This window comes from Burkholderia diffusa, from assembly GCF_001718315.1.
Classification (GTDB): Bacteria; Pseudomonadota; Gammaproteobacteria; order Burkholderiales; family Burkholderiaceae; genus Burkholderia; species Burkholderia diffusa_B.
The window spans coordinates 2,502,741-2,524,358 of sequence record NZ_CP013363.1; the positions used below are offsets into that span (position 1 = coordinate 2,502,741).

Annotated in this window: 18 protein-coding genes and 1 pseudogene; 5 read left to right on the top strand and 14 right to left on the bottom strand. The window is 64.4% G+C overall.

The window, feature by feature from the left end; all coding sequences use genetic code 11:
- Nucleotides 1–148: 148 nt before the first annotated feature.
- Nucleotides 149–2,377, bottom strand: a complete 2,229-nt coding sequence (locus WI26_RS26345; protein WP_269465988.1) for an ATP-binding protein — start codon at nucleotides 2,375–2,377, stop codon at nucleotides 149–151.
- Between the two features lie 395 nt (nucleotides 2,378–2,772).
- Nucleotides 2,773–3,429 (bottom strand): response regulator transcription factor, encoded by a 657-nt coding sequence (locus tag WI26_RS26350; RefSeq protein WP_069227685.1) that lies wholly within the window; start codon nucleotides 3,427–3,429, stop codon nucleotides 2,773–2,775.
- Between the two features lie 1,153 nt (nucleotides 3,430–4,582).
- On the opposite strand from WI26_RS26350, the gene WI26_RS26355 reads away from it, so the two are divergent.
- Nucleotides 4,583–5,239, top strand: coding sequence for a response regulator transcription factor (locus WI26_RS26355; RefSeq protein ID WP_069227686.1), 657 nt, complete (start codon nucleotides 4,583–4,585; stop codon nucleotides 5,237–5,239).
- A 231-nt stretch (nucleotides 5,240–5,470) separates the two neighbouring features.
- Here WI26_RS26355 and WI26_RS26360 read toward each other — a convergent pair whose 3' ends face one another.
- The 7 genes and pseudogenes from WI26_RS26360 to WI26_RS26390 all read right to left on the bottom strand — a co-directional run bounded on the left by WI26_RS26360 (nucleotide 5,471) and on the right by WI26_RS26390 (nucleotide 11,887).
- A complete protein-coding gene (locus WI26_RS26360) occupies nucleotides 5,471–6,637 on the bottom strand; it encodes a CfaE/CblD family pilus tip adhesin (protein WP_069227687.1) in 1,167 nt (388 codons plus the stop codon).
- A gap of 221 nt (nucleotides 6,638–6,858) precedes the next feature.
- On the bottom strand, nucleotides 6,859–7,296 hold the full coding sequence (locus WI26_RS33300) for a CS1-pili formation C-terminal domain-containing protein (protein WP_269465989.1): 438 nt from the start codon (nucleotides 7,294–7,296) through the stop codon (nucleotides 6,859–6,861).
- Nucleotides 7,297–7,346: 50 nt separating this feature from the next.
- Nucleotides 7,347–7,895 carry a hypothetical protein gene (locus WI26_RS33305; RefSeq protein ID WP_269465990.1) on the bottom strand — a complete coding sequence of 183 codons (549 nt, stop codon included), beginning with the start codon at nucleotides 7,893–7,895 and terminating at the stop codon, nucleotides 7,347–7,349.
- A 157-nt stretch (nucleotides 7,896–8,052) separates the two neighbouring features.
- Nucleotides 8,053–8,554 (bottom strand): annotated as a pseudogene (gene cblA / locus WI26_RS33345) (cable pilus major pilin CblA).
- A gap of 3 nt (nucleotides 8,555–8,557) precedes the next feature.
- Nucleotides 8,558–9,343 carry a fimbrial protein gene (locus WI26_RS26380; protein WP_269465991.1) on the bottom strand — a complete coding sequence of 262 codons (786 nt, stop codon included), beginning with the start codon at nucleotides 9,341–9,343 and terminating at the stop codon, nucleotides 8,558–8,560.
- A gap of 548 nt (nucleotides 9,344–9,891) precedes the next feature.
- Complete coding sequence (locus tag WI26_RS26385) at nucleotides 9,892–11,022, bottom strand: 3-deoxy-7-phosphoheptulonate synthase (RefSeq protein ID WP_059467332.1); 1,131 nt, start codon at nucleotides 11,020–11,022, stop codon at nucleotides 9,892–9,894.
- Between the two features lie 154 nt (nucleotides 11,023–11,176).
- Entirely contained in the window at nucleotides 11,177–11,887 is a 711-nt protein-coding gene (locus WI26_RS26390) for a YceH family protein (protein ID WP_059467333.1), read from the bottom strand.
- A 411-nt stretch (nucleotides 11,888–12,298) separates the two neighbouring features.
- Between WI26_RS26390 and WI26_RS26395 the strand changes: the two genes are divergently transcribed.
- Nucleotides 12,299–13,063 (top strand): SDR family oxidoreductase, encoded by a 765-nt coding sequence (locus tag WI26_RS26395; RefSeq protein WP_069227690.1) that lies wholly within the window; start codon nucleotides 12,299–12,301, stop codon nucleotides 13,061–13,063.
- Nucleotides 13,064–13,107: 44 nt separating this feature from the next.
- Entirely contained in the window at nucleotides 13,108–13,845 is a 738-nt protein-coding gene (hutC, locus tag WI26_RS26400) for a histidine utilization repressor (protein ID WP_059448894.1), read from the top strand.
- Nucleotides 13,846–13,945: 100 nt separating this feature from the next.
- Here the strand turns inward: hutC and WI26_RS26405 are convergent, their stop codons facing one another.
- Both WI26_RS26405 and WI26_RS26410 read right to left on the bottom strand, forming a co-directional pair.
- Nucleotides 13,946–14,794 (bottom strand): phytanoyl-CoA dioxygenase family protein, encoded by an 849-nt coding sequence (locus tag WI26_RS26405; protein ID WP_069227691.1) that lies wholly within the window; start codon nucleotides 14,792–14,794, stop codon nucleotides 13,946–13,948.
- A gap of 31 nt (nucleotides 14,795–14,825) precedes the next feature.
- Nucleotides 14,826–15,629, bottom strand: coding sequence for an ABC transporter substrate-binding protein (locus tag WI26_RS26410; RefSeq protein ID WP_059538721.1), 804 nt, complete (start codon nucleotides 15,627–15,629; stop codon nucleotides 14,826–14,828).
- 625 nt (nucleotides 15,630–16,254) lie between these two features.
- On the opposite strand from WI26_RS26410, the gene WI26_RS26415 reads away from it, so the two are divergent.
- A complete protein-coding gene (locus WI26_RS26415; RefSeq protein WP_069227692.1) occupies nucleotides 16,255–17,121 on the top strand; it encodes a LysR family transcriptional regulator in 867 nt (288 codons plus the stop codon).
- Between the two features lie 60 nt (nucleotides 17,122–17,181).
- Here WI26_RS26415 and WI26_RS26420 read toward each other — a convergent pair whose 3' ends face one another.
- The 3 genes from WI26_RS26420 to WI26_RS26430 form a co-directional block, all read right to left on the bottom strand.
- Complete coding sequence (locus WI26_RS26420; protein WP_069227879.1) at nucleotides 17,182–17,670, bottom strand: nuclear transport factor 2 family protein; 489 nt, start codon at nucleotides 17,668–17,670, stop codon at nucleotides 17,182–17,184.
- Nucleotides 17,671–17,735: 65 nt separating this feature from the next.
- On the bottom strand, nucleotides 17,736–18,920 hold the full coding sequence (locus tag WI26_RS26425; protein ID WP_069227693.1) for an amidohydrolase family protein: 1,185 nt from the start codon (nucleotides 18,918–18,920) through the stop codon (nucleotides 17,736–17,738).
- 71 nt (nucleotides 18,921–18,991) lie between these two features.
- Nucleotides 18,992–20,188 (bottom strand): amidohydrolase family protein, encoded by a 1,197-nt coding sequence (locus WI26_RS26430; RefSeq protein ID WP_069227694.1) that lies wholly within the window; start codon nucleotides 20,186–20,188, stop codon nucleotides 18,992–18,994.
- A gap of 433 nt (nucleotides 20,189–20,621) precedes the next feature.
- Between WI26_RS26430 and WI26_RS26435 the strand changes: the two genes are divergently transcribed.
- A complete protein-coding gene (locus WI26_RS26435; protein ID WP_059467338.1) occupies nucleotides 20,622–21,242 on the top strand; it encodes a glycine zipper 2TM domain-containing protein in 621 nt (206 codons plus the stop codon).
- Nucleotides 21,243–21,618: the final 376 nt, after the last annotated feature.

Sequence of the window (21,618 nt, forward strand, 5' to 3'; positions counted from 1 at the left end):
TCGTGCCACCGCGTCGGGCAATCGCCGCATGAACTGCAGCAGACTGGTTCTGTCGACCTGCCGTGAATGGGTCGACCGGATTCTCGTTGACGACGATCACGAGGCTGTTCAACCTGCGATCCAGCACACAAGCGGCAGCCCTGATCAGCTACCGCGTGTCCTGATCCACGCGTTGGAGTTCGAGAAGCCTCGATTCGGCATTCGACGCAACTTCCGCGATGTTGCGCAGTTCGGCTAGGTGCGACGCGCCCGTGATCCGGTGCGCGGCACGTGCTGCTGCCGAGAAATCACGCGACAGCAATCCGTTGACGAGCGCATCGAGATCCTTCGCCACCTCGCGGTCATAGACCGCGCTGAGATTGACGGCCTCGGCGCCATATGGCGGCGGGAGCGCCACGTCTTTATAAGTCGGGCACCACATTGCGATCAACTGCCGTAACGTTTCGAGCCGCAGCGGTTTGCCCAGCACGCCGTCCATACCGCTGTCGAGGCAGCGCTCGCGGTGCGCGTCCCCGGACAGAGCCGAAATTGCGATGATGGGAACGTGTCTGGCTTCGCGTGCCGACTCGTCCTGACGGATCATCTTCGCGAGTGCATGACCGTCGATGTCCGGCAGATCGCCATCGAGCAGCACGAGGTCGACACGGCCATGCGCCAGTTGCAGCATCGCGTCCTCGCCCGTGCCAGCGACGATGCCGACGCAGCCAAGCTCGTCGCATTGCTCCTGCAGCGCGATCTGCACGGTTTCGTGATCGTCGACGATGAGGATGCGTGGCGAGTCGGGATGCGCGTTTCCAGGCCGTGCGTCGACGAGTACGGGCATCGATGTGGCAGGCCGCGCCGGCAACGGCTCGTCCACTGTCGCGACAGGCAATCGAACCGTCATCGTCGTTTCGGTGTGCGGCTCGCTTTGGACGGTGATCGTCCCATGCATCAATGCGACGAGTTCACGGCAGATCGCGAGACCAAGCCCGCTGCCGTCGACTTCCTGTTGAAGCGAGCCGGGCACCTGCCAGTATGCGTCGAAGATGTGTTCGAGACGCTCTGACGCAATGCCGATGCCGGTATCGCGAACCTCGAGCGTCAGCGTGCCATTTTGCCCGTGGCGACCCGACACATACTCGATGCGCAGCGTCACCGAGCCTGCGGACGTGAATTTGATTGCGTTGACGAGCAGATTCAGCACGATCTGGCGCACACGGACCGGATCGATTGCAACTCGCACCGCCGACGGACAAACAATGTCGAGTACCAGTTCCAGCATCTTCTCGTCGGCACGCCAGCGCACCATGTCGACCGTTTGCCGAGCCCACGCCTCGAGCTCGACTGCCTGCGTGGCAAGCCAGACCTTGCGCGATTCGAGGCGCGAATACTCGAGGATATCGTCGAGCAGGGTCAGGAGCGTCTCGGATGCCGAGATCGCCGCATCCGCTCGATTCGCCTGTTGCCCAGTCAATCGCGAGCGCTGCAGCAATTCCAGCGACGACAGGATCGTATGCATCGGCGTGCGGATTTCGTGACTGACGAACGCGAGGAACTTCGCCTTGTCGCGCTCGCTGCGGATCGCGGCCACGCGCGACCTCCACGACAGGCACGCGAGCGCCGCGAACGCCAGTAGCGCGGCAGCGATCGCGAACACCTGGGGCGCCCGGTAATGCAGGATAGAACGGATCGTCGGCTTGCCGTAATCGGCCATTTCGACCCAGTTGCGGGTGATCTCCGCCGTCTCGCTCACGGGAATGGCCGCGAGCGACTTGTCGATGATCGATGCAAGGATCGGCAGGTCCGCCCGCGTGAGCATCGCCAAGGATACGGGGCGGTCTGCAAGCATCCCCGACATGTAAAGCTGGCCGGGAAACTTCCGTTGCACGATCGGCAGAATCGTGACGTCGACACCAAGCGCGGCATCGGCTTCGCCGCTGGCAACCGCGGCGAGCGCGAGCTCCTCGGTGTCGAACGCGAGCACGTCGAGCATCACGCCGCTGTTGCGGGTGAAATACTCCACCGCGCCGCGCCCCTTGATCGCGACACGCTTGCCTTCGAGCCGCTTCAGATTGAAGATCATCGCGGAGTTGTTGCGCGTGACGGCGGTCAGCCGCCCCACCAGGTAGGGCGCACTGACGAGCGCCCCAGCGCCGACGCGGTCCGGCACCAGTTCGCGCCACACGCCCGGCAGCAGATCGACCTTGCGCGATGCAAGCGCATCGTACGCGTGGCCCCATTCCGTGCCCGGCACTGTCCGGAACGTCAGCCCCGTCATTTTCGAGATTGCGTTCAGGTACCCCGCGACGAGGCCGGCATGGTTGCCGTTGCGCATGTATTCGATGGGACGCCAGTTCGCCTCGACCGCGATATGAACCACAGGATGCGCGCGCATCCACCGAAGCTCCTCGTCGGTGAAGGTTGGTTTCCAGCAGGCGGTCGCGCCGCTCGCGGGCATCGATGAGGCAACGAGCCAAAGGAATAATGCGCGCCAGAGCAGGCGCGGTGCGTTGCAGTACGCGACGGGACGTCCTTCCATGTACGATACGGCGGCCGGAGCATGTGCATCGGTGGCCATGCATGCGTGCGCCGTCGGTTGATGATTGCAGATGCATCGACTCTATCTGACGATACGCGAATCGACCGCTGACCCATTCCGATTTCAGACAGATGCCCTAGGAATTGTCCTAATTTTTGCGGTCGATCGATCCGATTCGTACCTGCAAGATCGTGTACCGGGGCAGTGGCGCGCGGTGCGGAACCTTGAGCACATGCGCCGTCATTGCCGGTTTAATAGATGTCCGGCAATACTCGTTGCGACGTGTACACGACCTGATAAAGCTCGGCGTCCCGCTCGACACCGAGCTTTTGCATGGCCATGGATTTCTGCAAGCTGATAGTCTGCTTGGTGCGGTTCAATCGCGCTGCGATTTCGCCAACCGACATCCCGGAAATATAAAGCCGCAAAACTTCGAGTTCGCTCTTGGTCAGGTCCCGAGGTTTGCGCCCGTCGTTCGCCTCGTTCAGCGTGCGACGAACGGTGGGTGAATAATAGGTTTCGCCGTCATGGACAGCCCTGACGGCGGCAACCAGATGCCTCGTGTCGTCGCCCTTGCCGACGACTGCCTTGACACCCGCGCTGATCAGTTTCTCTGTCAGATTCCTGCCGCTCAGCGCGGTGAACACGATGATCGGAAGATCCGGAAAGTGCGACCGCAGGTAAGTCATCATGGTGAACCCGTCGTTGTACTTGCCATCCGGCATATCGAAATCGGTCACCAGCACATCGCACGAATTTCGGGAAAGCAGCTCGACGATCCCCGTCGAATCGCTGGCCTCTCCGATGATTCGAAAGTCTCTCAGGTTCTGCAACGCCGCTCTGATACCGGCAAGAATTGACGGATGATCGTCGGCAATGAGTATGTTGATACGTGTATCGGCACGCATGGAGGCTCCCTCCAGATCAGTCACCAAGTCTGATCGAATTTGGCGGACAGGGACGATGTGGAATTCGGAAATTGTCCTAAGTTGTACTGTTCAAATCGCACTCCCATGGAGCATTCCGCAGTAACGTTGAAGGAATCCGGCTGGCCGTCGATCAGATCTTTTCAAGCTCGAGATTGTCGACATGATGTTCTTGTCCGCCTCGCCTTGACATAGGAATCGTCCTAAAAAACTCCCGCGTCGAGCCACTCGACCATGCTCGCCTCTGTCTTCTTGAACTGGTATGACTGTAAGTGTGCTCGCATTCGAAACCTTCGGCTCGAGTGCAGTCTGATCCTGATGTCCGCTCGGGAATACCTGCGGTGGCACGGACGACCGTCGCAGCACATCGTCTGCCTGCGCGTTGCCAATTTCGGCCTGAACGGATATTCGTATTTCGATTCGAAGCTCGTTTCTCTGCGTCGGCACTTTCCGCTCGAGTAAAGCTTGGCATCACACAGTATCTTCATGCGGCCGCGGCGGCGCACTCAAAGGCGCCGCGCAAAACCTGACTTGTCAGATAGAAATGTGGCGTACACGTCTGCATACTGACTTTCGTCGCACCAAATTCATCAAGGACACTGTTCAATCGTCTTGCAGTCTGACCATCACAAGCAATGCCAGATATGCGCTTTTCCGTAACTTGGCACGCTCTCTCAAGACGCCACACGCCGATATTCCGCACACACACCGGCCAGCGATCCGGCCATGGAGTGAAATCATTAACAATGTTGAAGACATTCGTCACTCTTCGCATTGCAGGCGGCATAACCCTTACGCACTCGATCGCCCGTCTGTCTACCGCGATTACGCGGGATTCCAGAGCGAGGCTCTCCGGCGCTTCGATCGCCCCTTCCGCAGTTGATGCCGCCGCAACGCATTGCGTGGCCTGTCGCCACCCACCGTCCCGTTTCTCACATGCCGAGTCGCGCGCGTTGACGACACGAGCACCGCACTGTTTTTATCGCGCCGCACGCCTCATCACGCTGCTTACCGCCGTATGCCTCGTTCCGGTGTTTATCGGCTTGAAATCCAAGAAGGGGCGTTTTGGAGAAGCCACGATTTCGATCACATGGTTTAGCGACTCAGCGTTTTTTTGGAATCGATGGGTATCCGTATGATTGATCTGTTAATCCGTGTCATCGTCGCCGACAACCACCCGGTATCCATCAAAGGTGTCAAGAACATTCTCCGCACTGCTCCTTCGATCAGAGTGGTGGCCGTATGCAGGAACGCGGCCCAGCTGGTCGACACGCTGGGAAAAACAAAGTGCGATGTCGTGGTATCCGACATGCTGGCGCCATGTCATGGCACACCGGGCGGAATTGAGCTCTTCAGGCACATCACCCGCAAATTTCCGACTATCAAAATCGTCGCACTTACGTTAGGCACCGGAAGCGTGCAACTGCACAAACTGGCAGCCCTGCAAGTATCTTCCATATTGACAAAATCAGACCCGATCGAGCATGTCGCCCCCGCGATATATTCGAGCATGCTCTGCAGTGGTGGGAACTACTGGTCGCCCAGAGTCGCAGAGACGATCCAATATGCCGATACGTATTCGAGAAGACTGACCCCGCGAGAGAGCGAGGTTGTCCGATTGTTTATGAGCGGTCTGCCTGTGAAGGATATAGCAGCGCATCTCGGGCGAAGCATCAAGACAGTCAGTTCGCAAAAGTGCAGTGCCATGAAGAAGATGGGAGCGGCCAGCGATTCTGAATTGATACGGGCTGTTCTTGATGGCGCAGGAGGCGGTCCGTCTCGCGTCTTGTAGATTCATTCGGCGACGCGGTTGCTAGGCACGATGTCGGAACGGTCGAGCGTGCCGCCAGGTCGGACGGGCCTCTCTCCACTCCCACGAGTCGCGCTCCAAGCCAACGCGCTCATCAACGACGAGCACCACGCGATGGCGCACGTCGTTTTCAACGTCCCGCGACGGTCCGCCGAACCTGGCTGGATTCCGAGCATCTCGCGCCGGAAACACGCTTCAACGGATTCGCAAGCGCTAGAGATTTGCCGACGACGGTGTGAACGTGATCGTCAACTTGTTGCGGTACTTTCCTGGACGCTTCCATACCGATTGGAATTCGGGCGTATCAAGCGTCAGCGGCGTAGGCGTACAGACGACCGGAACCGGAATGCCAGGCAACGAGACCGTCCGCCCCGCGCTGTTGTTCACGCCCTGAAGCCGGACGGTTTCTTTGTTCGGCAACACGATCTTCTTGCCGGCGTACGTGAGACTCGCGTTGTAATCGACGCGCGACGCATACGCGCCGCTCTTGTCCGACTCCAGCAGCACGGAATAACTGCCCTTGTCGCGCCGGTCGATCGTGAGGCCGTCGCTCGCGGTAACGTCGAACCACGTACTCCGCGAGTTGTAGCCGTCGTACAGGCACATGTCGACGGCCGACGTGCCGCTCAGCCGACTGCCGTTCGGCAGCGTGCGCAGCTTGAGGTCGACCACGGGCGTCGCATTCGTGAACTCCGGCAGGTAGACCTGAATGTTGTTCTTGTCGGTGACGTTCAGTTTGATTGCTGCTTTGAAGACGGCGAGCGTCGAAGCGGTGTTCGAGCTCCATAGTCTCAGGTTCAACTGAAGGTTCGCCTTCCAAATTCCACCCGACGGGAGGTTCTTCAGCTCCGAGGCCGGAATCTTGACGAAGAGTTTGCGCCCGTCCCAGCCTGTGAATTCGCAATTTCCCACGATGATACCGACCGCCGCCATCTCGATCGGCGTTCGCGCGGCCGACACGATTTCCGGACTGGCGTTGCCGTTGCAATCGACGTGGCGACTGTAAGCACTTGCTCCATGAAGATTCAGCACGGCTGTGGCGCCAGTCTTTTCCTCCTTGAACGAAAGCCGGATTGTGGACGAGTTGCCCGCCATCTCCCATATCGGCTCGGTCGCGCATGCACCCATCGTCGTGGTGGTGGCCGACTGGCACGTCCACGAATTTCTCCCCCACTTCAGGTAATCCGTCGTGTCGTAGCCGCCGGATGCGCCGTTGAATATCATGACGTCTCCCTGCGGCGCACCTCGATCCAGCGTGGCTTCAACGGCATCGTTGCGGTTGGCAGGCGCCTCGAGGGCCGCCGACGCATCGAGCGAGATCGTCCCCAGCGTAGCGGCGAGCAAGATGGCCCGCCAGTGAGATTTATTTGCTCGTGTCATTTGAATCGATATCTCCTAGGGTTCCGCGCTTCGTCCGTGCCACTGCGCGACGGCGATTACCGTGCTTGTACCCCACGCGGCGAAAAGCAATGCATGCGCACCTGCTCCGGGAAAGGTGATGCCGCGACCGGCATCTTGATCTCTAATTCATCAAGCGGATCAACGTCCGGCACGACGCAGGCAGATCAGTCGCCCGCACCGGTCCGGCCATGTCCAATCACTTACTGCGACGCGTCATCCACACCCGCCGTCCGCGCCCGCACCGACGACATCACATAGCGCTGCTGCAGTAGCTTTTGCACGCGTGCCTGCTTGCGCAGTGCATCGGGCAGCGCATCCGGCCCGGCCACTTCGCATCGCACCTTGCCGACCATCATCAGCACATCCTGACGGCGCTCGACGTGCAACGGGCACCGCATCAGCGTCGGCCCGTCCACGACGAACAGCTCGTCTTCCTTGTGGTCGAGTTCGGCAACGAAGCCGCCCTCGCCATCGAGCGGCGGCATCGAGCCGTTGAGAATCACGCTGTCCGACAGCGGCATGCCGCCCGCCGAGAACGCTTGGCCGACGTACGTGTACGTCACCTTCGCCTTGACGTCGCGCATCGCGAGTTGCCCGGGCACCATGAACAGCGTGCGCTTGCCGAGACCTTCGGTCACGCTGGTGGCTCCCACGGCCGACTGAGCGCCGGCGTCGTTCACTTCCGTCGTCAGGCCCAGTTGCCGCCGATGAAGCTGTTCGGCGTAAGACCGAGCGCGCCCGTGCCCGACACGGACAAACTCTTGTAGCCGCGCCCGCCGGAGAGGTTGATCGTCTGCTGATGGATCAGCGCGTTCTCCGTCATCGGCGACGGCTCGCGGAAACGGCGGTCGCGCTCTTCCGTGGTCAGCCAGTCGCGCGAGAGAAACAGCTCGATGCTGCCGTTGCTGTCGTCATAGATCACGGCCGCGCTGTCGGTCTCGACATACCCGCAACCATTTACGCCGGGTTGTCCGCCGCACGCGAGGTTGCCGTTGCGCGCCATCGGCTTCGACAGCGCATCACCGATCTGCGACACGTCCTTCGTCGGGTCGAGATGCTTGCCAAGCGCCATCAGCAATCGCGCGGGTTCCTCGAAGCGAATCGTCCCCGGCGTCACGAACACGCGAAACAAACCGAGCGACTCGCCCAGAAAATTGACGTCGATGCGCTCCTCGCTTCCTGTCACGATGTCCTCGAAGCCTGCCGGCACAGCCGATGCGGCGCATGCGGGCGACACGAAGTCACCTACACACAGCGCGCTGAGGCATGCAACGACAGTCCTCTTGAGATCGAATGGGATCGTGAATGACGAGTAGGCGTTGGAGACAACGAAAAGGAGGAGAAAAAGAAACGGGCGCGCCTGTCAGGCACGCCCGCGAGTGAAACGATCGGGTTTAGCCGCCCGACGCAGCGCTTTGCGTGACGATCACGCTGACGACGCCTTGGTAGTTACCCGACGCCGTCAGGGCTTCGGCTTTCTTCTGCTTGATCGACAGCGCGAGCACGTTCGAGCCTTGCGCCAGTTCGCCGGTGAAGATCTCCGAAGCCTTCAGCGTTGCTGCCGTGGTGCTCAGCTCGGTGCTGCCCAGATTGACGGACAGCGGAATTTCCGGGGGCGCCCGGGTTCGTCTGGTTCTTCATCGACGGCTCGGCCGCGAGGCGAATCTGCAGATCCTTCGCCTTGTCGTTCGTGAAGATCTTCGTGTTCACTTCGGTAGCCTGAAGGCCCGAGCCCGGCAGATATTGCATCTGCACGGTCGCCGGCAGCGCCGAGCCGTCCGCGGACAGCATCTCGAGCGTCGTGTCGATGTTCGCGGTCACGGTGATGTCCTTCTGCACGGCGTAAGCCGACATCGACATGAGCGCAGCGGCGGCGATCGGAACGAATTTCAGCATGGGTTAATCTCCCTGGTTGGTTGAAACAATGGTTCGACCCGGTGGGGTCTCGGTATTCGCGCTCGACCCGCTCATCGTGTTGATGGAATGCGTGGGCACGACCTTCTGCTGTACATCCGACATTCCCTCCACCCGATATTTGATCCGCACGTAAGGTGCGGGATGCAGCCCGTCCAGCTTGAATTGCTGGTCGGGGTAGACGCTGCGTTCAAACTTCGTCCACTGGCATGACGATTCGTCCCGCTCGGACTGACACGCGCCGACTTTGAGCAATCCGATCCGGACATTGCCGGTATTGGTCAGCGAGCCGTGCGACACCTTGAGATCAGGCAACGCCGTTTTCGGCAACACCCGAATGAGCGGCGCCCACACGAGACTGAAGTTCACCTGACCGGAGACATCGCCCGCCGTGCCGGGTTCGGCGTCGGACGGCGCTGCAACGGGCTGCAGATAGACGCGATAAAGCACTTCCTTCTGCGGCACGCCCAACGGAATCACGCGAACGAGCCGCGTCCCGCCGGCAGGCAGTGCGAACTTCGCCGGTGAGATCACGATCGCGTCGTCGCCGGAAGTCATGCCGCTCACTTCGCGCTCGTGAGGTGTTGCCGGATCGATCACGCGCTTCACGATTGCCTTCACGTACTGCGTCGTTTCGGATTTCGAATAGATGCGCAATTGCGCCGCCGATTTCCCGCCAGATCCTATCGATGCAGCCATTGGATAGACGGTCATGTTCGCGTTGGCGATCGATGAGGCAAGCGACATCGCGATCGCGGCAAGCAACACCATTCCCACACGGGACTTTTCCTTTGACTCGATTCGCATGACTTAATAATTAAAAGTTCATTTCACATTCGACGACCTGCCCGATTTCGCTCAAGCCATTTCAGACAACCGTTAATGGATGCGGCAGTTCTTGAGCAGCCAGCACCGTGTCAGGCATGTCGGCTACCTCAACGCATCAGATGACTCGTATTTTCACAAACGGGACGAAGGCCGAATATAGGAATCAGCCAAAAAGCGGCGACAAATGCGTCGATTGCTCACGATCATGTCGTCAAATTACTAAACCTCCGCGAGCTACGCGCCATCTCGCGCATTGCGCAGTAAACATCGGCGGAAGACATGTTGGACTCGTCCGAACCATCGAGTCGCCCGATATGACCATCAGGAAAGGAGGGGGTAATGCACCGGGCAGGCCGCCCGCGTGAATGGTGAGATAGATGCGTTGCCGCAGCGGGCGCGCATTCGGGAGGGAGGGAATGAACGCTCGCGCGGCCGATCTCCGTCGACGCATCGAACGTGGCGACGGCGGGCGCTGGTCCGCCGCCATTACATCACGCGTTACGCGAATACACCCGGCGATGCCTGACCGCCTCGGCAAGCACATCGAGCACCGGCTCCGTCTGCGTCCAGCTCAGGCACGCATCGGTGATCGACACTCCATACTGCAGCGGCACGCCCGGCTTCAGATCCTGGCGCCCCGCCTCGAGATGGCTCTCCACCATCACGCCGACGATCCGGTGCTCGCCCTGCCCCAACTGCCGCGCGAGATCCTGCGCGACGTCGATCTGCCGCTCGTGCGACTTGTTCGAGTTCGCGTGCGAGCAATCGACCATCACCTGCTCGCGCAGCCCGCTCTTGCGCAGCACGGCACAGCTCGCCTCGACGTGCTCGGCGTCGTAGTTGGGCCCGTTCTTGCCGCCACGCAGGATCACATGTGCGTCGTCGTTGCCGCGCGTCTCGAAGATCGCGGCCATGCCCATCTTCGTCATCCCCATGAACGCATGGCTCGCGCGCGCGGCGACGATCGCGTCCGACGCAACCTGCACACCGCCGTCGGTGCCGTTCTTGAAGCCGATCGGGCAGCTCAGCCCGGACGCTAGCTGACGATGGCTCTGGCTCTCGGTCGTGCGCGCACCGATCGCGCCCCACGCGATCAGGTCCGCGATGTACTGCGGGCTCAACAGGTCGAGGAATTCGGTCGACGCCGGCAGGCCGAGCGCATTGATGTCGAGCAGCAGCTGCCGCGCCGCGCGCAACCCTTCGTTGATGCGGAAGCTGCCGTCCAGGCGCGGATCGTTGATGTAGCCCTTCCAGCCGACCGTCGTGCGCGGCTTCTCGAAGTACACGCGCATCGTGATCAGCAGGTCGTCCTTCAGCGCATCGGCGGCGGCCTTCAGGCGGCGTGCGTAGTCGAGCGCCTGGTCGTGGTCGTGGATCGAACACGGGCCGACGACGAGCAGCAGCCGATCGTCGCGGCCGTGCAGGATGTCGCCGATCGCACGGCGCGTATCCTCGACGAGCGTCTGCGTCGCAGCGGGCACCGGCAACTCGTCCTGCAGCAGCGCCGGCGAAATCAGCGGACGCACGGCGCCGATGCGCACGTCGTCGATGCGCGTGGTGTCCTGCGTCGCGTCGGCAACGCCTACCTCGCGATCGTGGGAAGGATTGTCGAGGTTCTGCATGGTGATTCTCCGGGAGACGTCTGGAATGATGTGCAGGCTCGATTATGGCACTCGCGCGAGGCGGCAGCGACGCGCGGAGAGCGGTGTCGGGAAGCGCGTTCGCCACCCTTCGCGCCGTCATCCTCGCCGGTGTCGAGTTGGCGCGGGCGGGCGGTCAGCCGGCGTCGCCCGGGGTATCGACGTCGATCCCGAGTTCGTTCGCCATCCGCTGAACCAGCGCGTTCAGCCGCGCCACTTCATCCGCAAGCCGTTTCTGTTCGGCCTTCAGCGCCTCGAATTCGGACGGCGGAACGGAATCCGCGCCGCCACCCGCATCCGAACCGGCGAATTCGGCGGCGCTCACCTCGCCGCACATCAGATGCATCCAGCGATTCTCGCGCGCACCGGGCGCACGCGGCAGCCGGACGACGAGCGGCTGCGCACGCGCCGCGAGTTCGTCGAGGAATGCCTCGACCGACGAGATGTCCGCGAAGCCGTGCAGGCGTGCGCTGTTCAGGCGCAGTTCGGCGGCTGTCTGCGGGCCGCGCAACAGCAGGATCGTCAGCAGCGCGATCGCCTGACTCGGAATCCCGAGCACGCGGTTCATGTTGTGCTCGAAACGCGGCACGCGACTGCTGCTCCCTTCCATCACGAGGCTCAGGTGCTTGAGCCCGTCGAGCGCGGTCGTGACCTCATCCTCGCTGACGTTCATCACCGGCGAGCGCGCGGTTTTCTGGTTGCAGCCCGAGGTCAGCGCATTCAGCGACAGCGGATAGGTGTCCGGCACGGTGTGCTGCTTCTCGACGAGCACCCCGAGAATGCGGGCCTCGAGGGGCGTGAGTTCGCGCAGGGCGCGTGGCGTGGGCATGTCCGGCGTGGTGTTCATGGGTGCGTCGCAGCGTGCAGCAAGTGAAGGAAAACGGTCGCGGCCCATCCGGCGTCGCGAACCGGCGAGCCATATGATAGCTCGCGACGTGCGGCCCGGCGCCACTCGCCGCCGTGGCGTGCGGACTTGCCGCAGCCCGCATTCGTCCAACGTATCGGCCGTGCGGCGGCGCGCGGCGGCACATGCGTTCGACGTCGCGAATTCACGCACCGCGCCCGCGCGTGGCGTCGCACCGCGTTTGCGCATCGGGTGGACCGGCGCTACGATACGCGTTCACCTTGAGATACGGCGCCGCACGCGGCGCGACTTCGCGCGCCATGCGAGCACCGCGCAGCGCCCGTCCCGCACGCCGTGCTGCCACCCATGCGCGCCAAGCGTCAACTCGGTTCATCCGCTCACTCGTTCACCGCCATGACTGCATCCACCTCAGCGCCGCACGTGCGCGCCATCGTCACCGGACACACGCGCGGCCTCGGCGCGTCGCTCGCCGAACAACTGCTGCTGGAAGGCGTCGCCGTGCTCGGCATGTCGCGCGGCCGTCATCCGTCGCTCGCCGCGCAGGCCGGCGATCGCTTTGCCGAAATCGAACTCGACCTGTCGGACACATCGGCCATCGCGGCCTGGGTGGCAGGCGGCACGCTCCGCCGCTTCGTCGACGGCGCATCGATCGTGCTGCTCTTCAACAACGCGGGCATCGTCGATCCGATCGGCCCGCTCGACGCGCAGGACCCTACGCTCATCGCGCGCGCGGTCGGCCTGAACGTCGCGGCGCCGCTGATGCTGTCGGCCGCGCTCGTGCAGGCGGCATCGTCCCCGACCGAATGCCGGATCCTGCACGTGTCGAGCGGCGCCGCGCGCAACGCATACGGCGGCTGGAGCGTCTACTGCGCGACCAAGGCAGCGCTCGATCATCACGCGCGCGCCGTCGCCCTCGACGCGAACCGCGCAGTGCGAATCTGCAGCGTCGCGCCGGGTGTCGTCGATACGGGCATGCAGGCGACCATTCGCGCGACCAGCGAAGCCAACTTCCCGATGCGCGAGAAATTCGAGCAGTTGAAGGCGAGCGGCGCGCTGTCGACACCCGACGCGGCCGCGCGGCAATTGATCGGCTATGCGCTGAGCGACGCATTTGGTTCGGCGCCGACGGCCGACGTTCGCGAACTGTCCGCGACCTGATCCGGGATAGAATTTCGCGGTTGCCTTTCCCCGAGGATCCACCGATGGTCACGAAGACCACCGCACCGTTCCAGCAGATCAAGACGCTCGTTCGCCAGAATGTCGACGCGGGCGACTGGCGCCCCGGGGACCGCATTCCGTCCGAACTCGATCTCGCCGCGCAATTCGGCGTCGCGCGCATGACGGTCAACCGCGCGCTGCGTGAACTGACCGAGGAAGGCGTTCTGAAGCGCATCGCGGGCGTCGGCACCTTCGTCGCCGAGGCGAAACCGCAGTCGAACCTGCTGATGATCGCGCACATCCGCGACGAGATCCGCGCGCGCGGCCACGAGTATCGCTGCCGCGTGCTGAGCCAGTCGCGCGAGCCCGCGTCGTTCGACGTCGCGGCCGCGTTCGGGTTGACGGTCAATACGCCGGTCTTTCACGTGGTATGCGTGCACGAGGAAAACGGCCGCCCGATCCAGCTCGAGGATCGCTACGTGAATCCGGCCGCGGCACCGGAATTCATCGACCAGGATTTCGAGGTCGAGCCGCCGTCCGAATACCTGTTCAACAACGTGTCGCACTACGAACTGGAAATCGAGCACGTGGTCGACGCGTCGCTGCCGACCGGCGAACAGGCGCGCCTGCTCGACATGCGCGCCGACGAGCCGTGCCTCACGCTCACGCGCCGCACCTGGACGAACGGGCTGCCGGTCACCTTCGTGCACTTCCTGCATCCGGGCAACCGCTATCGGCTCGGCTCGCGCTTCAAGCCCGGCGCCGGGCGGCACCAGACCTGAACCCGCCCCGACGCGCGAAAGCGATCACGCGCGGCGGCCGCTTCATCGCGCAACGGCCATCGCGCGCGTGATCTAGCATGGCGTCGTCAATCCGCGTCGCTCAGATCGCCCCGACCTGCCCCGCGCCGCGCGACCACACGACCGGAAACAGCGGATGCTCGAGCGGTGCGCCGTCCGGCAGTTCGTCGGCGAGCCCGGGGAAATCGGGCGACGTCTTCCAGCGGCGCGGTGCGTGACGGATATCGTCGCCGACGAAGCGGATCGAGAACGCGCGCCGGCGGTTCTGCGTGCCGCCCGACGCGTGCAGCGTCAGCATCCGGAAGCACACCATGTCGCCCGGCTCGAGCGCCCAGCGGCGGATCGGGAACGCCGAACGGTCGGCTTCGATGTCGGGCAGGTCGGCGAGGCTGCCTTCGGGGAACCACTTCGCTTCCTTGTCCATGAACGTGCGCGGCATCAGCCACGGCCCCCGGTGCGAACCCGCGACGAATTCCAGCGTCGATTCGAGCGGCACCGGATCGACCGGAATCCACATGCTGACGTTGTCGTCGCCTTCGATGTTGTAGTACGGCTGATCCTGATGCCACGGCGTGCGCTGCCGCGTGCCTGGCTCCTTCACGAGCAGGTGATCGTGATGCAGCCGCACCGTCTGCGTGCCCATCAGCGCGGCGGCCACCGACGGCGCGGGCGAACGCGCGATGAAGTCGCGGTACGCGTCGTTGTGCTGCCAGTTGCAGAAGTCCTCGAAGAACCAGCCCGGGTCGTCTGGCCGGCTCGCGACCTTCGCGCGCTCGCTGGGCCGCGCGAGGTTCGCGTCGATGCCGGCACGCAGCGCGGCCACTTCGTCGGGCGAGAAGATGCCTTTGATGCATACCGCGCCTTCTTCGCGGAACGCGGCGATCAGTTCGGGCGTCACGGCTGTCGCGACGCGGTCCTGGATACTCGTCATGGCTTGCCTGTCGATTGAATGAGTCACTGGGTCACGGTGCGGCGCTCAGTTGCTGCTTCGCGCCGTAGATGTCGAAGTCGAAGTATTTCGCGGCGATCTTCTGGTACGTGCCGTTCGCGCGGATCGCGGCGATCGCGTCGTTGAGCCGCTTTTTCATCTCGGCGTCGCCCTTGCGCACGCCCATCGCGACGCCGTAGCCGGTGATGCGCACATCGGTCACGTCCGGGCCCGCGAATGCGTAGCCCTTGCCGCGCGGGGTCTTCAGGAACGAATAGCCGGCCTGCGTCTTGTCCTGAAAGGTCGCATCGAGACGGCCGTTCACCAGATCCTGATACACCTGGTCCTGGTTCTGGTACGACACGATCGTCACGCCCTTGGTCGCCCATTCGGCCTTCGCGTACGCCTCCTGCGTCGTGCCCTGGTCGATCCCGACACGCTTGCCTGCGAGCGACGCGGCGGTCGGCAGCAGCTTCGAGCCGGCCGGCGCGACGAGCGCACCGGGCGACGCGTACAGCTTGTTCGAGAAGTCGATTTGCTTGAGCCGCTCGTCGGTGGCCGTCATCGCGGACATGATCACGTCGAACTTGCGCGCGCGCAGCGCCGGAATCATCCCGTCGAAGCCCTGCTCGACCCATACGCATTTCGCACGCAACTGCTCGCAGATCGCGTTGCGCAGGTCGATGTCGAAGCCGGCGAGCGAGCCGTCGGGCTGCTTCGCCTCGAACGGCGGATAGGTGGGATCGATGCCCCAGCGGATCGTCGCCGTGTCCTGCGCGAACGAGACGAGCGGCGCGAACGCCATCATGGAAGCGACGAGCTTTGCGGTGCGATTCATGACCTGTCCTTTGTGATCTCGACGTGGCGGGCAAGCGCCGGACGTCCGTTGGGGAGCGTTGCGCCGGCATGCCCGGCGCGGTGCGCGAACGACTGGGACTTCGATGAAACTGCGATGCAGTCTAGACCGCTCAATTTTCGAGCGCAAGCCGAAGGACCGAACGTGGAGCGGACAGGCTGGAATGACGCAGAGAGATCGCGCAGGAAGAGCGATGTAACGCGATGGATATAAAAAATTGCCGAAAATTTTCGGGCGTTCACGCGTTTACCCGATAATGCGCGTGGTCGGAGGAAAGTGGATTTTCACGGTTGTCCATCAGCCGGCGCGATCACGAATCGGCGGCAAATCCGGTCGACACCCTTCGGTGGTTATCTCGCCATGGACTCCGACCTATACCGCTTTGATGCTACGGTCGCACCGGTTCATTGGACCCGGCGTTCACGCCCGCATCGATCGGCACGCGCCGCCTCGACATGATTGCCGCGCACTGCGAATCAGCCGCGCCGCGCAGCGGCTTCCCGCGCGTCACGTTCGGCGAAACCGCGATTGCCCACGGACGCGCGCCATGTTAAAAGTCGTCGCACATATTCGAAAATGAAATGCTCGAAGCCGGAAAAGTGCGGAAATGAATAGACCTTTGTTCGACCTCGACCTGTTGCGCGCGCTCGTGATGGTCGCTGACTGCGGCAGCTTCACGACCGCGTCCGCGCGCCTGCATTCGACACAGTCGACGGTCAGCCAGAAGGTGCGTCGGCTGGAGGAGATCGCCGGGCATCGCCTGCTCGACCGCGGCACGCGCGACGTGCGGCCGACCGACGCCGGCGTGACGGTGCTCAGCTACGCGCGCCGCATGATCGCGCTGAACGACGAGATGCTGGAAGCGCTGTCGGGCACGACCGTCGCGCTGACGATCCGGCTCGGCGTGCCCGATGATTTCGCGGCGGGCCGCACGACCCACGCGCTTGCCGCCTTCAAGCGCGATCATCCGCAGGTGAAGCTCGAGGTGATGTGCGGGCTGAGCCGCGACATCTGCGCGGCCTACGATCGCGGCGAGCTCGATCTGGTGCTGATCAAGCAGCGGCGCGACAGCCGCGAGGCGGTGGTGCGCTGGCCGGAGAAGCTGCGCTGGATCGACAGCGCGCAACATCCGACGGTCGAGCTGGACCCCGTGCCGCTCGTCGTGTTTCCGCCGCGCGGGCTCTATCGCGACGACATGATCAAGGCGATCGAGGAACGCGGCCGCCGCTGGCGGATCAGCTTCACGACATCGAGCCTGAGCGGCATCCAGGCGGCCGTCGCGGACGGGCTCGGCATCAGCGTGCTGCCCGCGCGCGCGGTGACCGACGACCACGTGGTGCTGACCGAGGAACATGGCGGCTTCGCGCCGATCGAGAACATGGACATCGCGATCCTGCATCGGCCGACGGCGGATCCGATGGTCGGCGAATTGACGAAGGTGCTCGCGGCATTGCTGGAGCACGAGGAGGAATGAGCGCGGCGATGCGGGCCGGCATCAATGGAGCTCCCGCGTAACCGGGGGAATGCACGCGCGTCAGAACATCGTGTTCCCGTTTGCCGCCTGCTCCGGCACCGGCTGGTTCACGTCCCAGTGCTCGACGATCTTACCGTGCTCCAGCCGGAAGATGTCCACGATCGCGCTGCCGCGCGTGCCGGGTTCGCGCACCGCGTGCACGTGCAGGATCACGTAGTCGCCGTCGACGAACGACCGCTTGATCTCGCTGTGCGACTGCGGATACTTGTCGCGCAGGAACGCGACGAACTTGCGGAAGCCGTCGCGGCCGTCGGACGCGTTCGGGTTGTGCTGTACGTATTGGTCGCCGACGTACACGAGCGCGGCATCCGCATCCTTCTCGTTCAGGCCTTTCTCGTAGAACGCGAGCACCGTGCGGCGATTCGCCTCGCGCTGCGCGTCGTCGGGGCCGGCCGCCATCGCATGCACGGCGGTCGCCGCGAACGCCGCCGCTGCCGTCCATCGCGCCCATCGCGCGGCGCGTGCCGCCCTCGTGCATATGCGTCGCATCGTCGTCTCCCCGGAGATCAGGCTGAAGAATGCCCCGATCATACCGGCACGATGCGGCACTCGGCTCAGACCAGCGCGCCGTTGCGCGCGACGATTTTCCCCGACGATACGACGAGACACCGCGTCGGCCGCGCGACGACCGCCTCGGCGAACGTCAGCGCATCGACAAGCACGACGTCAGCACGCTTGCCCGGCTCCAGACCGTAGTCCGCAAAGCCGCAACCGCGTGCCGCGCCGTGCGTCACGCATTCGAGCGCGACTTCGAGCGCGTCGTCGCGGCGGAAATCGTTGCGCATGCCGATCAGCATCGCGCGTTCGAGCATGTCGGGCGAACCGTAGGGCGTCCACGTATCGCGCACGCCGTCGTTGCCGCCGACGACGGTCACCCCGGCCGCGCGGCACGCGGCGACTGGCGGCACCGGCACCGCGGCCGGCGCGGTCGTGACGATCGCGACGCCGAGTTCGGCCATCCGCGCGAGCAGCGCGTCGCGCTCGCGTTCGGCGATGTCGCCAAGGCAAAAGCCGTGGCTGATCGTGACCTTGCCGTGCATGCCGAGCGCGGCGGTGCGCTGCAGGATCAGGTCGAGCGAGTACGCGCCCATCGACCCGCGCTCGTGCAGATGCAGGTCGAGCCCGCGGCCGTGACGCTCGGCGATCCCGAACAGCACGTCCACAGCCTCGACCGGATCTCCTTCGATCGCGGACGGGTCGAGCCCGCCGAGCAGGTCGGCGCCCGCGTCCAGCGCGTCGGACAGCAACTCGGCGGTGCCGGGCCGCTTCAGCACGCCCGACTGCGGAAACGCGACGATCTGGATCTCCACCTGGCCGCGCAGCGTCTCGCGCGTCGCGAGCACACCGTGCAGATGCCGCAGCCCGGCCTCGGTGTCGACGTCCACGTGCGTGCGGATGCGCGTCGTGCCGGCCGCGAGGAACGCGCGCGACAGCGCGAGCGACGCGGCGCCCGCATCATGGCCGCTCGTCGCACGGTAGTTGCGCTCGTTCTCGATGCGGTCGACGAGGCGCGGCCCCACCGCGTTGCGATACCACGGCATCCCCCAGTGCGTCTTGTCGAGGTGCGTGTGGCCTTCGACGAGGCCGGGCAGCGCGAGCGCGCGCGCGCCGTCCTCGATCGCGCAGCCGGCGGGCGCGTCGAGCGACGGGCCGACGCGCGCGATGCGCTCGCCTTCGATCAGGATGTCGAGCGCTTCGTCGGCGTGCGTGCGGACGTTGCGGATCAGCAAGTTCGTCATGTCGGTTCAGGTGTGGTCGGTCAGCGCAGGAGCGTCACGATGCATGCAACGCGACGGAGGTCATGTCGTTATCACGCGAAACGCAGTGCCGGCGCGAACGCCACACCGGTATCGCTTTCGCCGCGACGGAACACCCAGCGTTCGGCCGGCACGCCGGCGACGGCGGCGGCCGCATTCGGCGCGCGCACCGCGACGAAGCTCGCGTCGCAGCCGACCGCGATGCCGTAGTCGGCCTTGCCGAGCGCGCGCGCGCCGGCATGCGTCGCCATGTCGAGCGCGATGCCGAGCGCTTCGTCGGTGTAGAAACCGGAGCGGTAGCCGACCATCATCGCGCGTTGCAGCATGTCGCCGTTGCCGTACGGCCACCACGCATCGCGAATGTTGTCGTTGCCGGCGAACACGTGCACGCCCGCATCGCGCAGCTGCCGCACCGGCGGGAATGCGCAGTCGCCCGGCGCGTTGGTCAGGATCGACACGCCGGCGTCCGCGAGTGCGGCGGCCGCACGCTCGACTTCGCCATGATCGACCTGGCCGAGTGCATACGCGTGGCTGACGTTCACGCGGCCGCCGAGGCCCGCCGCGCGCGTGCGCGCCGCGATCCGCAGCAGTTGCGCGATGCCGGTCTCGCCCGGTTCGTGCAGATGGATGTCGATCTTCGCGCCGCGCTTCTCGGCGATGCCGAAGATGATGTCGAGCTGGCCGTCCGCGTCGCCGTCGAGCGTCGTCGGGTCGATCCCGCCGACCACGTCCGCGCCTTCGCGCACGGCCGCATCGAGGATCGCGGCGGTGCCGGGACACGTCACCACGCCGCTCTGCGGGAACGCGACCAGTTCGATGTCGACGATCCCGCGCCATTGCTCGCGCGCGGCCATCACGGCCTGCAGGTTCGACAGGCCGGTCGTCGCGTCGACGTCGACATGGCTGCGCATCGCGATCGTGCCGAATGCGGCAGCCTGCGCGATCAGCGCATTCGCGCGCTCGACGATCGGCGGCGCGGCCGCGAGCTGGCGCTTCTCGACCGCGAGCCGCTCGCGCAGCGAACCAGCCGGTTCGTGCGGCACCCAGCGCTCGCCGACGAAGCTCTTGTCGAGATGGATGTGGCCGTCGACGAAGCCGGGCAGCACGACGCGCCCGCCGAGGTCGATCGTTTCCGCGCCGGGCGCGGCAGTGCAATCGGCGCCGATCGCGACGAAGCGGCCGCCATGGACGGCGAGGTTGACGGGGCGGCCGCCGGCATCGACGGCGTTGGTGAAGAAGCGATCGGTCATGACTCGGGATGTGAGTGGGGCGGTCGCTGTGCGACGCCGGCGCGAACAGGGGGAAGAGCCACGGCCGGCACGGCGCGACCGACGGCTGGGAATGCGGCCACGATATCGGACCGTGCGGCCAGTGGCCAATTAATTGTCGCGATGCCGCGCATTCGATTTCGCGATACGCGGGGCGAGCGGCCTGTCGGGCGTCGGCGGCGGGGTCCAATCACGGCGACGGCGGCATGCTTCGCGCCGATGTCGGGCCGTCGAACAAGCGGCCGGGAAGCGATGCGTCGGCCCTCCGCATGTCCTGCGATTTACGCGGCAACAGACTTTACACGTTGTTACCCGGCCGCAACGGACGGGCATTCGGCCATTCCTTATACTCACGCCGAGTTCGCCATCCGTCCCGGAATCCACCGGCGAACACGTTGCCGATGCAGGAATCATCATGATGCGCATGCCTTCCACGAAGACCATTCTGTTCGCCTCGCTCGTCGCCGTGGCGGCGCTTCCGCTGACCGCCTGCGTCGCGCCCGGCTACTACGGCGCGCAGCCGGGTTATCCGCAGCAGCAATACGCAACGCCCGGCTATGCGCAGCCCGCGTACTCACAGCCGGGCTACGTGCAGCAGCAGCCGTACTACGACCAGTACGGCAACTCGTCGCAATACGGGTCGCAGCCGTATGACCAGTACGGCAATCAGCAGCAGTACGGCAACGGCTACGGTACGCAGTACGGTACGGTCGCGAGCATCCAGCCGGTCAACGGCTCCGTTGGCCCGTCGGGCGTCGCCGGCACCGTCGTCGGCGCGCTGATCGGCGGCGTGCTCGGCAATCAGGTCGGCCGCGGTCACGGCCGCGATGCGGCCACCGTGATCGGCGCGCTCGGCGGTGCGGTGGCAGGCAACCAGATCGGCCAGCAAATGGGCGCCGCGCAAGGCCCGAGCAGCTATCGCATCGACGTGCAGGTCAGCGACGGCTCGATGCGCTCGTTCGACGTGCAGTCGCCGGGCAACCTGCGGCCGGGCGATCGCGTGCAGATCAACGGCAATCAGCTGTCGCGGTATTGATGCCGCGCGGGCGTGCGGTGTTTGCCGCACGGCAAGCGCAGCACGTTCCGCAGCGCGCGAAGTAGCACATCGCGCGCAATTCGTTCGCCCTCCTCGCTTCGCCGACCGGCGTCGCGCCGCGCGCATGCTTGGATCGATGCGCGCGCGCGATACATCGCCGCTCCTCGGACACATCGTCCGTACGTTCCGTCATTGCCGATCGCATCCGGGGCGCACGATGCATTGCCACCGCTCGCGCGGCCATCGGCGGTCAATCCGCAGACAAATGGGCGAATTCGCGATCCCGCCGGACACCCGGAGGCGAGCACGCGCACCCGCCTTTCCGTGCTGCGTAAGCGTCGCGCACGGCAACGAAGCCAGCCGCGACGCCAGGCCG

Excerpts from the sequence above, each read along its gene's own strand:
- WI26_RS26380 (WP_269465991.1), bottom strand. The coding sequence starts at position 9,343 with ATGGTGTTGCTTGCCGCGATCGCGATGTCGCTTGCCTCATCGATCGCC.
- WI26_RS26355 (WP_069227686.1), top strand. The coding sequence starts at position 4,583 with ATGATTGATCTGTTAATCCGTGTCATCGTCGCCGACAACCACCCGGTA.
- WI26_RS26425 (WP_069227693.1), bottom strand. The coding sequence starts at position 18,920 with ATGACGAACTTGCTGATCCGCAACGTCCGCACGCACGCCGACGAAGCG.
- WI26_RS26410 (WP_059538721.1), bottom strand. The coding sequence starts at position 15,629 with ATGAATCGCACCGCAAAGCTCGTCGCTTCCATGATGGCGTTCGCGCCG.
- WI26_RS26360 (WP_069227687.1), bottom strand. The coding sequence starts at position 6,637 with ATGACACGAGCAAATAAATCTCACTGGCGGGCCATCTTGCTCGCCGCT.
- WI26_RS26420 (WP_069227879.1), bottom strand. The coding sequence starts at position 17,670 with ATGCGACGCATATGCACGAGGGCGGCACGCGCCGCGCGATGGGCGCGA.
- WI26_RS26350 (WP_069227685.1), bottom strand. The coding sequence starts at position 3,429 with ATGCGTGCCGATACACGTATCAACATACTCATTGCCGACGATCATCCG.
- WI26_RS26345 (WP_269465988.1), bottom strand. The coding sequence starts at position 2,377 with ATGCGCGCGCATCCTGTGGTTCATATCGCGGTCGAGGCGAACTGGCGT.
- hutC (WP_059448894.1), top strand. The coding sequence starts at position 13,108 with ATGGTCACGAAGACCACCGCACCGTTCCAGCAGATCAAGACGCTCGTT.
- WI26_RS26405 (WP_069227691.1), bottom strand. The coding sequence starts at position 14,794 with ATGACGAGTATCCAGGACCGCGTCGCGACAGCCGTGACGCCCGAACTG.
- WI26_RS26435 (WP_059467338.1), top strand. The coding sequence starts at position 20,622 with ATGATGCGCATGCCTTCCACGAAGACCATTCTGTTCGCCTCGCTCGTC.
- WI26_RS26430 (WP_069227694.1), bottom strand. The coding sequence starts at position 20,188 with ATGACCGATCGCTTCTTCACCAACGCCGTCGATGCCGGCGGCCGCCCC.
- WI26_RS26415 (WP_069227692.1), top strand. The coding sequence starts at position 16,255 with ATGAATAGACCTTTGTTCGACCTCGACCTGTTGCGCGCGCTCGTGATG.
- WI26_RS26385 (WP_059467332.1), bottom strand. The coding sequence starts at position 11,022 with ATGCAGAACCTCGACAATCCTTCCCACGATCGCGAGGTAGGCGTTGCC.
- WI26_RS26390 (WP_059467333.1), bottom strand. The coding sequence starts at position 11,887 with ATGAACACCACGCCGGACATGCCCACGCCACGCGCCCTGCGCGAACTC.
- WI26_RS26395 (WP_069227690.1), top strand. The coding sequence starts at position 12,299 with ATGACTGCATCCACCTCAGCGCCGCACGTGCGCGCCATCGTCACCGGA.